Origin of the sequence: Pseudomonas sihuiensis, from assembly GCF_900106015.1 — a bacterium.
Classification (GTDB): domain Bacteria; phylum Pseudomonadota; class Gammaproteobacteria; order Pseudomonadales; family Pseudomonadaceae; genus Aquipseudomonas; species Aquipseudomonas sihuiensis.
Genome location: NZ_LT629797.1, coordinates 3,749,336 through 3,761,924, shown reverse-complemented (window position 1 = coordinate 3,761,924; position 12,589 = coordinate 3,749,336). Strand labels below are relative to the sequence as shown.

Below are 12,589 nucleotides of genomic sequence, written 5' to 3'. Positions count from 1 at the left end.
ACCCGCCCTACGCGAGCATCGTAATGGTCAGTTGGCCGCCTTATTGGCGGCCAACTGCATTTGTAGAGCCGAGCTTTTCGTGAGTAAACCGACGCTGTTCTTCCTGCAGACTCCGCTGCTGCCTGGCTTCGGCCTGAGCTTCGGCGTCAGCGTGCTGTACCTGTCGCTGGTGATCCTGTTGCCGCTGTCGGCGCTGCTGTTGTACGTCAGCGACATGACCTGGGCGCAGTACTGGTTCGCGATCAGCGATCCGCGTGTGGTGCAGACCTACAAGGTGACCATCTCGGCGGCCTTCTACTCGACGCTGGCGGTGCTGGTGCTGGGTCTGCTGCTGGCCTGGGTCATCACCCGCTACGACTTCCCTGGTCGGCGCATCGTCGATGCGCTGGTCGACCTGCCGTTTGCCCTGCCGACCTCGGTCGCCGGCCTGACCCTCGCCGCGCTGCTGGTACCCAACGGCTGGATCGGCCAGTGGCTGGGCTTCAAGGTGGCCTACGCCTACGCCGGTATCGTGGTGGCGATGGTCTTTACCAGCATTCCCTTCGTGGTGCGTACCGTGCAGCCGGTGCTGCAGGATCTTGGCTCGGAATACGAGGAGGCCGCGCGCACCCTGGGCGCCAGCCGCGTGCAGACCTTTCGCAAGGTGATCCTGCCGACTCTGACCCCGGCGCTGGTCACCGGTGGCTCGCAGGCCTTCGTGCGCAGCCTCGGCGAGTTCGGCGCGGTGATCATGATCGCCGGCAACATTCCCTACCAGACGGAGGTCAGCTCGCTGATGATTTTCGTCCGTCTGCAGGAGTTCAATTACCCGGCGGCGGCGGCCATTGCTTCGGTGATCCTGCTTGCCTCGCTGACTCTTCTGTTCCTCCTGCAGGTCGTGCAGGGACGTCTGTTCGCATGGCAACGGCAAGGTCGATGAAAAAGCCCCAAGATTGGCGCCAGTGGGCGCTGGTAATCCTCGGTCTGATGGTGGTGGCGCTGATTCTGCTGGTGCCGCTGGCGCTGATCTTCACCAAGGCGCTGGCTGGTGGGCTTGACCTGCTGTGGAGCAACCTCGGCGAGGACTACATGCTCCACGCCATCGGGTTGACCCTGCTGGTGGCCGCCATCACCGTGCCGCTGAACCTGTGCTTCGGCATTTGCCTGGCCTGGTGCGTGACGCACTACGATTTTCGCGGGCGCAAACTGCTGACCACGCTGGTCGACATTCCCTATGCGGTATCGCCGGTGGTCGCCGGCCTCTGTTATCTGGTGGTCTACGGCCTGGAGAGCTTCATCGGCCGCTGGTTCTACGATAACGGCATGCAGTTGATGTTCGCCTGGCCGGGCATCGTCATGGTCACCGTATTCGTCACCGCGCCCTATGTGGCGCGCATTCTGATTCCGGTGATGCAGGCCCAGGGCCAGGACGAAGAAGCCGCTGCCATGTGCCTGGGTGCCAGCGGCTGGCAGATCTTCCGCCGCATTAGCCTGCCGAAGATCAAATGGGCGCTGCTGTACGGCGTGGTGGTGACCAATGCGCGCGCGGTCGGTGAGTTCGGCGCGGTATCGGTGGTCTCCGGCACCATCATCAACCAGACCCTGACCTTGCCGCTGTTGGTCGACCAGCTCAACAACGACTACAAGCCCGCGGCGGCCTTCACTGCCGCCGGCCTGCTGGCGTGCATGGCGCTGCTCACTCTGTTCCTGAAAACCTTCATGGAGTGGCGTCAGCGCCAGCTGATGCAACGCGCCGAGGCCTGATCAGGGTGAACGCTTATGGTGGATGTGAAGAGTGGCATCCCTAGGGGCTTCATTTCCTATCGCGGCTGAACCCGCTCCTACGGAGCGTGGTGCTGGTGTAGGAGCGGCTTCAGCCGCGATGCTCTTCCGACGCCGCCACCTGCACCTGATTGCGACCACCATGCTTGGCCGCATACAGCGCCTTGTCGGCGCGCTCGCGCAGTTGCTCGGCTTCACTGTGCACATCGGTGCCGGCGATACCAGCACTCAGGGTGCAGGAGAATTCGCCGCCATCGGCGATGAAGCGCAACTCGGCGAAGCGTTCGCGAATCTCGTCGACGATCTGCTTGGCCTGTTGCGGGGTGCAGTCCGGCAGTACCGCGAGAAACTCCTCGCCGCCATAGCGCCCCAGACTGTCGACCCGACGCAGGCGCTGGCGCAGCAGGTTGGCCAGGGCGCGGATGACGTTGTCGCCGGCGGCGTGACCATGTTCGTCGTTGACCCGTTTGAAGTGATCGATATCCAGCATCACCACACTGGCGCGGTCGCCGCTGCGTAGCGCGCGCTCCAGCTCGATGGCCACCTGCTCCTTGATATCGCCATGCTTGAGCAGGCCGGTGAGGCTGTCGCGCGCCAGGGCGTTGGACAGCAGACGTGCGCGCTGAGCGCGGGAGAACACGGTGGCGACCAGGGCGTTGTCGGAAATCGGCTTGGTGACGAAGTCGTCGCCGGCCTTGATCAGCGCATTCATCTGCTTGCCGATATCGGTTTCCGCCGACAGGTAGATGATCGGGATGCGCAGCCAGTCGTCGTTGCAACGGATGATCTGCGCCAGCTCAGGGCCGGTACAGTCCGGCATGTTGACGTCGAGCAGCACCACCTCGGGATTGAAGTCGCGCAGATGCTCGAAGATCTGCGCCGGGTCCTGAAGAAATTCCACCAGCATGCCGGCATCGCGCAGCACCAGGCTGTAGCGGCTGGCCAGATCGCGGTCGTCGTCGACGATCAACACCCGGTAAGGCTCGCCGCTCTGCTGGGCGAAGCAGCGTTCCAGGCGGCTTTCCAGCTGCGGAATGTCCACCGGTTTGGCGAAGAAACCTAATGCACCGGCACGCACCGCCTGCAACTGGGTGGCGAAGTCATCCTGGTGGGTCAGCACCAGCAGCGGCAGGGGCACCTCCAGGCGCTGCTGCAAGCTCGCAGCGTAGTCCAGGCCGCTGCAGTCTTCGTTGGCCAGGTTGACGTCGACGATCAGCGCGTCCGGTATCTGCTGCTCCAGGGCCGCATCGAGACCGGCGATGGAATTGAAGTGCTCGGCCTGATAGCCGAAGTTGTTCAGGGTCAGGCGCATGTTTTCGCCTACGGCTATTTCATCCTCGAGGATGTAGATGAGCCGGGACTCGGTGTCTCCACGTAGCGCCTGTGGTATCTGCTGCTGCACTGCGCCGGGTGCCGCGTTGCTGGAGGTCTGGTTGCCCAGGCGTTGCAGCGCCGCGATGAATTCGCCGAGTTCGTGCTGCAGGCGTTGCTGATGTTCCAGCCAGCGCTCGGCCTGTTGTTCCAGCTCCCGCGCTTGCTGGCCAAGCTGGTCGAAACCGAAGGTGCCGGCACTGCCGGCCAGGCGATGCAGCTGGTCGCGTAGCGCCTGCAACAGATGCCTGCGCTGCTCGTCGCCGGCCTCGAGCAGTTGCTCGCCCTGCTGCGTCAGTTGCGGAAGCTCCTGGCGCAGGCGTTCGGCGAATTGCTGGCCGAGCTGCTGCAGGCGCTCCTGCAGGGTCTGAGGAATGGCGTGGCCGTCGTGTTTATCCATGGCGTCGGCTCCAGATCTGCCGGATCTGGGCGGCAAGCTGCATGGGATCGAAGGGTTTCACGATCACGTCGAGCGCGCCCAGGCTGCGGTAATGGGCCACTTCACCGGGCTGGACCTTGGCCGTCATGAAGGCTACTGGCACCTCACCGATATCCACCAGTTCGCGCAGCCTCTCCAGCGTTTGCGGGCCGTCCATGCCTGGCATCATCACGTCGAGCAGGATGAAGTCGGGCGCGAAGCCTTGTACCTGATCGAGCGCTTCCTGGCCGCTGGCGCAGCTCAGCACCTGGAAGCCGCCGACGGCTTCCAGAGCGACCTTGGCCACGGCCTGGATCGAGGGGTCGTCCTCGACGTGAAGGATGCGCTTGAGCTCAGTCATGGCGGGTCTCCTTGGCGGGTAACAGGCGGTTGAGCATGTGCAGGAAGTGTTGTCCATCATTGCGTGATTTGGCCAGTGCCGCGCTCACCCCGGCCAATTCATGGCCATCCATCTCGCTGGCCGAGAGCACGGCCACCGGTAGCCCTGGCCGCTGGTTCTGCAGTTCGTCGAGCAGCTCCAGGCCGTTGCCGTCGGGCAGACCGAGATCGAGCAGAACCAGGTCGAAAGGCTGCTCGGCGAGCAGGCGACGCGCTTCGGCGAGGCTGTCGGCGGGAACGAACTCGGCCAGCTCGCGGCCCTGTTCGGCGACCACCATACGCAGATCGTGATCGTCCTCCACGTGTAGCACGCGCGGACTCTGCGGCAAGTGCTGCAGGGCCTGGGCGAGGCTGCCGAGCAGGCGCTGCGGGTCGATCGGCTTGCTCAGCCAGTCCAGCGCGGGCACTCCATCGAGGGCCAGGCGGCCTTCTTCGCAGGCGGCCGAGACAACCAGAATCGGCAGCTCGCGATAGCGCGCGTCGGCGCGCAGTTCTTGTACCAGTTGCATGCCGTCGCCGTCCGGCAGGCGCAGGTCGAGGCTGATGGCGGCGGGTATTTCCTCGCGCAGGCGGGCGCGTGCTTCATCCAGGCTGTAAGCCAGACGCACGCGATAACCGGCATTTTCCAGCAACTGGCGCAGCAGGTTGGCGATGTCCGGTTCGTCCTCGACCACCAGCAGGTTGCGCCGGCCATCGCCCGAGGCGTGCAGGGCGGCATCGGCCAGCATCGGCAGCTCGAACCAGAAGCAGGTACCCTGGCCTTCGACCGAGTCGAAGCCGATCTGCCCGCCCATGCGCTCGATCAGTTCCTTGCTGATCGCCAGGCCCAGGCCGGTGCCGCCCTTGCTGCGGCTGTCACTGGCGTCGGCCTGGGAGAACTTGCTGAAGATGCGCTGGCGAAATTCGGCGGCGATGCCTGGGCCCTGGTCGCTGACCTCGACGCGCACGCGAGCGCCGCGACCTTCGGCGCGCAGGCATACCTCGGCGCCGGGCGGCGAGTACTTCACGGCGTTGGAGATGAAGTTGGCCAGCACTTGTTGCAGGCGCATGGCATCGACCCGTACGCGGGCCGGCACGCAGTCGAGCAGGTGCAGCTTGACCTGGTGGCGGTCGGCATAGGCCTGGTTGCTGTCCAGCGCTTCCTGGAGCTGGGCGGCAAGCGCGCAGGGTTGCAGGTCGAACTGCATCTTGCCGGCTTCCAGTTTGTCCATGTCCAGCAGATCGTTGATCAGGTGGCTGAGGCGCTGGCTGTTGGCCTGGGCGATGCTCAGCATGGTGCGCATGCTCTCCGGTACCGTGCCCAGTGCGCCGCCATTGATCAGGCCCAGCGAGCCGGCGATGGCGGTCAGCGGTGTGCGCAGCTCGTGACTGACGGTGGAGACGAACTCGCTCTTGAGGCGCTCGATACGCTTGGCTTCGCTCTGGTCCATGGTGGTGCCGGTGATGCGCAGCGGGTGGCCTTTGTCGTCGCGCTGGATGTAGCCGCGCAGCAGCACCGGCAGGTCGCTGCCGTCGACACGCAGCAGGCGACAGTCGATGGTGAAGTTGCTGGCGCCTGTGGACAGCGCATGTTTCAGACGAGCGCGCGTTGCGGGCAGATCGTCCGGGTGCACCAGGTTTTCCCAGGCCCAGGGGTCATCGGCAAAACCCGGCGGGCCCTGCTCCGGATAGCCGAGCATCTGCCAGCCGTGGGCCGAGGCGAAGAAGCTGCCGGCCTTGACCTCGATATCCCACCAACCGTCATTGCCGCCCTTGAGTGCCAGTGCCAGGCGCTCTTCGCTGCGGTGCAGCTGTTCGGTGATGCGCTCGGCCAACTGCTGTATCTGCTCGCGGCGCAGGCTCAGGCTGCTGATCAGGAAGAACAGCAGCAGGCTGATGCAGACGCCCAATGCCAGCAGTGAGCCCTCGCCGCGATGGGCGGCATCGAGAAAGCCTGGGGCGTAGTGAAAGTTCAGGTACCAGCGCTGGCCGAACAGTTCCAGCTCTCGCTGGGTGTCGGCAGGCGTATCGATGGCGTTGCCAGCGCTGCTGTAAAGCAGGTCGGCGGCAACCGTATCGGGGCCGGCATAGAGCTCGAACTCCAGGTCGCGTTGGCGTGCACCGAGGATGCCGTGCATCAGGTCGTGCGCACGGTAGGGGCTGTAGGCAAAGCCACGCAGCGCGGCCAGGCGCTGCTCGGGAGTGTCCAGCGGTTGGCCGTGCCGGTACACCGGGGTGTACAGCAGCAAACCCGGTTGGACCTTGCCGTGGGTTTCCTGCACCAGCGTGACACGGCCGGACAGCCGGCTCTGGCCGCTGCGTGCGGCGTTCAGCATGGCGGCCTGGCGCACGGGTTCGGACAGCATGTCGAAGCCGAAGGCGACCAGATTACGTCCGGCGAAAGGCTCGATATAGCGAATGGCGCTGTACAGCGTACGCTTGCCAAGCGGGCGCACGCGGAAGTTGGGGTAGCCCTCGGCACGCATTTCGGTTTCGAAGGCGTGCAGCTGTTCGGCGGGCAATACCTGGCTGAACCCCAGGCCCTGGATACCTGGGTAGCGTTCTTCCAGGTTCAGGCGACGCGCGTAGGTGCGCCAATCGTCGCGACTGACCTCTTTATTGGCATCGAGCAGGGCGGCGGCGCCGAGCAGGATGCTTTCCTGGTTATGCATGCGCTGGATGATGGCTTCGCTGATTTCGTCGGCAAGAAGCTCGAGCTGGCGTGAGGCGGACGCGCTCTGGCTCTGGCGCAAGCTGTCCCAGGCCAGCAGCGTCGTGCCGAGCGCCAGCGCCAGCACGCCCCAGGCCAGCAGATTGTTGCGGCTGAACAGCTGCCCGAGCAGTTGCAGGCGCAGCGTGATGTTGTCGTTCATGGCTGCACCCCGACTTGCGGCAGGTCCAGCCAGAAGGTGCTGCCTTGCCCCTCCACGGAGTCGAAGCCGATACGGCCACCCATGTGTTCGATGATCTCCTTGCTGATCGCCAGGCCCAGGCCTGTGCCACCCTGGCGGCGGGTGTCGCCGGCATCGGCCTGAGCAAATTTGCTGAAGATGCGCGGCTTGAAGTCTTGCGCGATGCCCTGGCCCTGGTCACGCACGCTGATGCGTACCCAGCCGTCCGTGGGCACGGCTGATAGCTCCACGCTCTGTCCGGCGGCAGAAAACTTGGCGGCATTGGCCAGCAGGTTGGCCAGCACCTGCTCCAGGCGCTGGGCATCGGCACATACCTGGCAATCGATGCCCGGCAGTAGCAGCAGTTGCACCCGGTGGTGCTCGGCATAGGGCTGGTTGCTGAGCAGCGCCTGCTCCAGCAGCGGGCGCAGGGCCAACGGCTGCAGATCGAAGCGCATCTTGCCGGCGACCAGCTTGTCGATGTCCAGCAGGTCGTCGATCAGCTTGCGCAGGCGCTGGCTGTTGCTCTGGGCGATTTCCAGCATCTGCTGCATCTGCTCCGGCACCGCGCCAAGGGCGCCGCCGTTGATCAGGCCGAGTGAGCCGGCGATGGCGGTCAGCGGCGTGCGCAGCTCATGGCTGACGGTGGAGACGAACTCGTTCTGCAATTGCTCGCCGCGCTTGCGTTCGCTGATGTCGCTGATGAAGCCGTGCCAGAGCGTTTCGCCGCCGTGCAGGCGCTGCGGTGCGGCACGCCCCTCGACCCAGAGCGGACCGTGCAGTGGATGCAGGACGCGGTATTCCTGATGCCAGGTGCTCAGGTTCGCGGCCGAGCGGGCGATGGCGGCGTGCACCTGTGGCGCGTCATCCGGATGCAGGCGGGCGTGGAGTGGGCCGGCATCCTCGCTGACTTCTTCTGGCGTGCAGCCGTAAACGTCGCGGATTCCGGCGCTGGCATAGGGGAAGCAACTGCTGCCATCGGCGCGCAGCAGATACTGGTAGACCATGCCCGGCAGCTGTGCGGCGATGCGCTGCAGGCGCAGGCGCGCCTCTTCGCGCTGGCTGAGATCGTTGGCCACCAGCAGGTAGCCTTGGAGCGGCTGGCCTTCGGCGCGGATCGGCGAGAGATTCAGGCGCACCGGCAGGTGCTGTCCGCTGCGTGCGCGCAGCTGCCCCTCGGTGCTCTGCGGCCCGCTGCTGCAGGCGGTGCACAGGCGTTCGTACTGGCCTGGTTCGAGCAGTAGCTGCGGCAGGTACTTATCCTCCAGCTCAGCGGGCGAATAGCCCAGCAGCTGCTGCGCTTCATGGTTGCTGCGCAGTACACGGCCCTGTGGGTCAAGCACCAGCACTGCACTACCGGCGTTGTCCAGCATGGCCTGGTGCATGGCGCTCTGTTCGGCCTGGCGGCGCGCCTGCAGGCGCAGCTCGAACAACTCCCCGGTCAGCTGTGCCAAGTGCTGCAACTGAGCACGCTGGTGGCTGTCGAGGTGGCGCGGTTGGCGGTCGATCACACACAGGGTGCCGAGCGCCAGGCCCCGGCCGTCGTGCAGCGGCATGCCGGCGTAAAAGCGGATATGCGGGTCGGAAGTGACCAGCGGGTTGTCGAGAAAACGCGCGTCATCCAGGGCATTGTCCACTTCCAGGGGCGCGTCGTCGGCCACCGCATGGGCGCAGAAGGCCAGCTCGCGCGCGGTTTGCTCGGCATCCAGGCCAACCCGGCTCTTGAACCACTGGCGTTGGGCATCGACCAGCGAAATCAGGGCGATAGGGGTGTCGCAGATCTGCGCAGCCAGCGCGGTGATGTGGTCGAACATCGCTTCGGCCGGGCTGTCGAGCAGTTCCAGGGCGCGCAGGGCGGCCAGGCGCTCCTGCTCGTTGGCGGGGATCGGGGCTTGGCTCATGACGCGCTCCCTGTGATCGGTAGTTCGAACCAGAAGCTAGCACCTTGGCCTGGGGACGAGTCGAAGCCGATATGGCCGCCCATGCGTTCGATGATTTCCTTGCAGATGGCCAGCCCCAGCCCGGTGCCGCCCTGTTGCCGGGTGTCACCGGAGTCGGCCTGGGAGAACTTGCTGAAGATGCGCGGTTTGAAGGCTTCCGGTATGCCGGGGCCGCTGTCCGCTACGCTGACGCGCAAGACCTCGCCGCACTGCTGCAGGCGCACCTCGACGCTGGCGCCCGCTGGCGAGAACTTGGCGGCGTTGGACAGCAGGTTGGCCATCACCTGGGCCAGGCGCTGAGCGTCGACCCGCACCTGGGCATCGCCCTCGACCTGCAGGCGCAATTCGACCTGATGCTGCTCGGCATAGGGCTGGTTGTGCAGCAGCGCCTGTTCCAGCAGTGGCTGCAGTGCGCGTGTCTGCAGGTCGAAATGCATCTTGCCGGCCACCAGCTTGTCCATGTCCAGCAGGTCGTTGATCAGGGCGCTGAGACGCTGGCTGTTGCTGTGGGCGATGCTCAGCATCTGGCGCATGCTTTCCGGTACGGTGCCGAGGGCGCCGCCATTGATCAGGCCGAGCGAACCGGCGATTGCGGTGAGCGGGGTGCGCAGTTCGTGGCTGACAGTGGAGACGAATTCGTTCTTCATCTGTTCGGTGCGCTTGCGCTCGGCGATGTCGCGGATCACCGCGATAAAGCGGCGCTGCCCCTGGTGGCTGATCTGTGACATCGCCAGCTCCATGGGGAAGCATTCGCCATCCTGACGCAGGCCTTCCATTTCGCCGATCTGGTTGATGGCGCAGCCTTGCCGCAGTAAGTCGCCCGCCAGGTGCGGAACCAGTTGGGTGATGCTCTGACCGGCGACCTCGGGCTGGCGATAGCCGAATATCGCTTCGGCCGCATGGTTGAAGGTCTCGATGCGGCCCTGCTCATCGATGGTGACGATGGCGTCGACCACGTTGTCGAGCAAGGTACTGAGGTAATGTTCGCGCTCGCGCACCGCGCGCTCGGCAGCGACACGATCACTGAAATCCTGAATCTGCGAGACGAAATGCACGGGCCGCCCCTCGCCGTCACGTACCAGCGACACGCTGAGCAACACCCACAGCGTGCGCCCTTGCTTGTCCAGGTAGCGTTTCTCCATCTGATAGGCGTTGATCCGCCCAGCCAGCAGATCGGAGACGTTCTGCCGATCGGCATCGACATCGTCCGGATGGGTGACCTGCTGGTAGGTGCAGGCCAGCAGCTCCTCGCGTTCGTAACCGAGCATGCGGCACAGCTCATCGTTGACCTCCAGCCAGCGGCCGTCCGGGCCGACCAGCGCCATGCCCTGTGGAGCGGTATTGAAGGCATTGAGAAAACGCTGTTGGCTCAGGCGCAGTTCGTCCTCCATGGCCTGGCGCTCGCTGATGTCCCAGATGAAACCGTCGACCCACAGCAGATGGCCGTGGCTATCGTATTCGCCACGGCCTTTCTCGCGTACCCAGACGTTATGGCCATCGGCATGGCGCAGGCGGTAGGTGAGCTCGAAGCTTTCCTGGCGCGAGATGGCCTCGCCGATGCGGTAGGTGATGGCCAGGTCATCGGGGTGCACGATACTGGAAAAGCTGCGTACCTGGTTGTCGATGAAGTCGCTGGCCGGGTAACCGCTGAGGTTGGCAATTTCATCGCTGATGTAGCGCATGCTCCAGTCGGCGTCGTTGGCGCAGCGATACACCACGCCAGGCAGGTTGGCTACCAGGCCGCGGAAGCGACTCTCGCTCTTCTGTAACGCGCGGGTGGTCTGTTGCAACTCGCTGATATCGCTGGCGATGCCGAGAAAGCCGGTGATCTGGCCGCTCTCGTCGAACATGGTGCTGACGGTGAGGTTGACCTGGCGCAGGCTGCCGTCCTTGTGGCGATAGGTCCACTGTCGGGTTTCCGGGTCGCCGCCGCGGGTGTTGTGTACTAAGACCTCGAAGTCCACCAGCGGGGCGCCGGCGACCTCGCTCAGCTCGGCGGCGCGGGTCTGGATTTCGTCCGCGAGATGAAACATCGCCGGAGTCTGGCGTCCGATCATCTCCTCGGCGCTGAATCCTAGCAGGCGTTCGGCGCCGGAATTGAACAGGCTGATGGTGCCGCTGGTATCGGTGGCGATGATCGATACCCCGGTGGCCGAGTCCAGCACCGCTTGCAGATAGGCGCGTGCCGCGCGCACGGCGCGTTCCTGCTGCTGGCGTTCCAGAATGGCGCCAACCCAGCGGGCGAACAAGCCGAGGAAGTCACGGTCGGCGTCATCGAATGGCTGCCTGCGTCGCTCGGGGTTGGCGAAGGCCAGGGTACCGAAAGGCTTGCCGCCCACGCGCACGGCGGTGCCGATATAGCTTTCCAGGGCGAACTGGCGATAACAGGGGTGGCGCCTATGCGGCGAGTTGGCCATATGGGGGATGGCCAGTACATCGTTCTGCTGCAAGGCCAGGCTGCAATAGGTGTCACCCAGTTCGAACTGCTGGCCGTCGGCGAGGGCGCCGTCGGGAGATACCTGCACCAGCACCTGGTACTGCTCGCCTTCGATACGGCTGATGATGCCCAGCGGCATGCCGAAATGTTCCGCGCCCAGGCGCAGCGCCTGGCGCAGTTGCTCGGTGCGGCTCAGGTTGGGCAGCGCGGCGATTTCGTTGAGCGCACGCAGCGCCGCCTGCTGGCGCTGCATCAGGCGCTGCGTGCTGCGCCGGGTGCTGCGTAGCAGAACCAGCAGCAGGGCCTCGGCGCCGCACCAGGCGAGCAGCCACTTGACTACCAGCCAGCGCTTGTCGCTGCGGTGCAGATTGAACTGATCGCTGACGTCGTGCCAGATCAGTGCGACCGCCAGTGGCTCTGCGCTGGGGTCGTGACGTTGCCGGTAGCTGCTCAGCGCCACCTGATTGACCAGATAATGGCGTTCGCCATTGTCCAGCAGGCGCACGCTATCGCCCTCGCTCGGGGCGGGCAATCGCTGTTGCTGTTGCCAGGCCAGCACTTGGGGCCGCGAATGATCCATCAACTGCCAGCGCTGGCTATCGCCGGCCAGGCCGCGAAGTTCTTCGCCGCTGTCCGAACTCAGCAGCAGGTCTTCGCGCAGCAGCAGGGCCACACCGCTGTCGAACTCGCGGTCCAGCTGGGCAAGATCCTCGAGCACCCCCATGGCCACTTCGATGGCACCGACCTGTTGGGACCCGTTGTTGCCCTCGGCCAGCAATGGGGCGATGGCGCGCATGCCGACGCTGCCGCGGGTCAGGCCCAGGCCGGCTTGGCTTCTGGCGCTGTGCAGCGCTTCCAGTACCATTGGGCGCCAGCCAATCTGCAGGTCGCCAAAGTGCTCGGGCTCGTGCACGCGCAGCAGCACCTTCACGTCTGGCGCCAGGTGCACGTAGAGACGAAACGGCTGGTGCGCCTGCAGGTTGCGCCAGCGCGGCGCCAGGCGGGTGTAGAGCTGGCTGCGGATGCTGGCCAGGCTTTGCTGATCGCTCGCCGGCAGGGCGTGAGCCTGGCGCACCAGCTCCGTCACCCAGGCGTCAGCAGCGATGGTTTCCGCCAGCAGCTGCGCGCGTTCCTGCAGCCCATGCTGGGTGCTGTTCAGGGCCATACGCTGGATGTCTGCCTGTTTGCTGATCTGCAGTTGCCAGAGCGCTTCGCGCTCGTTCAGCGCCTGGCGCCCGAGAAAGGCGAAGAACAGCGCCAGGCACAGGCTGCCTCCGATGACTATCCAGCGGCCGGCGTCCCGGCGGCCGGCGTCGCGGTCACTGGCGTCGCGGCCACTGGCGTTGAATTGACCGAACCAGCGATTACCCAGCCTCGGCTTACTCATCAGGCG

Annotated in this window: 7 protein-coding genes; 2 read left to right on the top strand and 5 right to left on the bottom strand. The window is 65.2% G+C overall.

The window, feature by feature from the left end:
* The first annotated feature begins 79 nt into the window (after positions 1-79).
* Positions 80-919, top strand: a complete 840-nt coding sequence (cysT, locus tag BLT86_RS17695; protein WP_090337167.1) for a sulfate ABC transporter permease subunit CysT — start codon at positions 80-82, stop codon at positions 917-919.
* Positions 916-1,743 carry a sulfate ABC transporter permease subunit CysW gene (gene cysW / locus BLT86_RS17690; protein WP_021490647.1) on the top strand — a complete coding sequence of 276 codons (828 nt, stop codon included), beginning with the start codon at positions 916-918 and terminating at the stop codon, positions 1,741-1,743. Before cysT ends, cysW begins: the two co-directional genes overlap by 4 nt.
* A 109-nt stretch (positions 1,744-1,852) precedes the next feature.
* Here the strand turns inward: cysW and BLT86_RS17685 are convergent, their stop codons facing one another.
* The 5 genes from BLT86_RS17685 to BLT86_RS26300 are packed head-to-tail and all read right to left on the bottom strand — an operon-like array spanning position 1,853 to position 12,583.
* Positions 1,853-3,532 (bottom strand): diguanylate cyclase, encoded by a 1,680-nt coding sequence (locus BLT86_RS17685; protein ID WP_092378592.1) that lies wholly within the window; start codon positions 3,530-3,532, stop codon positions 1,853-1,855.
* Positions 3,525-3,911, bottom strand: coding sequence for a response regulator (locus tag BLT86_RS17680; RefSeq protein WP_017675996.1), 387 nt, complete (start codon positions 3,909-3,911; stop codon positions 3,525-3,527). Before BLT86_RS17680 ends, BLT86_RS17685 begins: the two co-directional genes overlap by 8 nt.
* The gene (locus BLT86_RS17675) at positions 3,904-6,801 is read right to left on the bottom strand and encodes a CHASE domain-containing protein (RefSeq protein WP_092378588.1); all 2,898 of its coding nucleotides are present in this window, start codon (positions 6,799-6,801) and stop codon (positions 3,904-3,906) included. The genes BLT86_RS17680 and BLT86_RS17675 overlap by 8 nt, the downstream gene beginning before the upstream one ends.
* A complete protein-coding gene (locus BLT86_RS17670) occupies positions 6,798-8,720 on the bottom strand; it encodes an ATP-binding protein (protein ID WP_092378585.1) in 1,923 nt (640 codons plus the stop codon). The genes BLT86_RS17675 and BLT86_RS17670 overlap by 4 nt, the downstream gene beginning before the upstream one ends.
* Positions 8,717-12,583 carry a PAS domain S-box protein gene (locus BLT86_RS26300; protein ID WP_092378582.1) on the bottom strand — a complete coding sequence of 1,289 codons (3,867 nt, stop codon included), beginning with the start codon at positions 12,581-12,583 and terminating at the stop codon, positions 8,717-8,719. Before BLT86_RS26300 ends, BLT86_RS17670 begins: the two co-directional genes overlap by 4 nt.
* Positions 12,584-12,589: the final 6 nt, after the last annotated feature.

Coding starts and splice junctions, on each gene's coding strand:
- cysW (WP_021490647.1), top strand. CDS start 916: ATGAAAAAGCCCCAAGATTGGCGCCAGTGGGCGCTGGTAATCCTCGGT.
- BLT86_RS17685 (WP_092378592.1), bottom strand. CDS start 3,532: ATGGATAAACACGACGGCCACGCCATTCCTCAGACCCTGCAGGAGCGC.
- BLT86_RS17680 (WP_017675996.1), bottom strand. CDS start 3,911: ATGACTGAGCTCAAGCGCATCCTTCACGTCGAGGACGACCCCTCGATC.
- BLT86_RS17675 (WP_092378588.1), bottom strand. CDS start 6,801: ATGAACGACAACATCACGCTGCGCCTGCAACTGCTCGGGCAGCTGTTC.
- BLT86_RS17670 (WP_092378585.1), bottom strand. CDS start 8,720: ATGAGCCAAGCCCCGATCCCCGCCAACGAGCAGGAGCGCCTGGCCGCC.
- BLT86_RS26300 (WP_092378582.1), bottom strand. CDS start 12,583: ATGAGTAAGCCGAGGCTGGGTAATCGCTGGTTCGGTCAATTCAACGCC.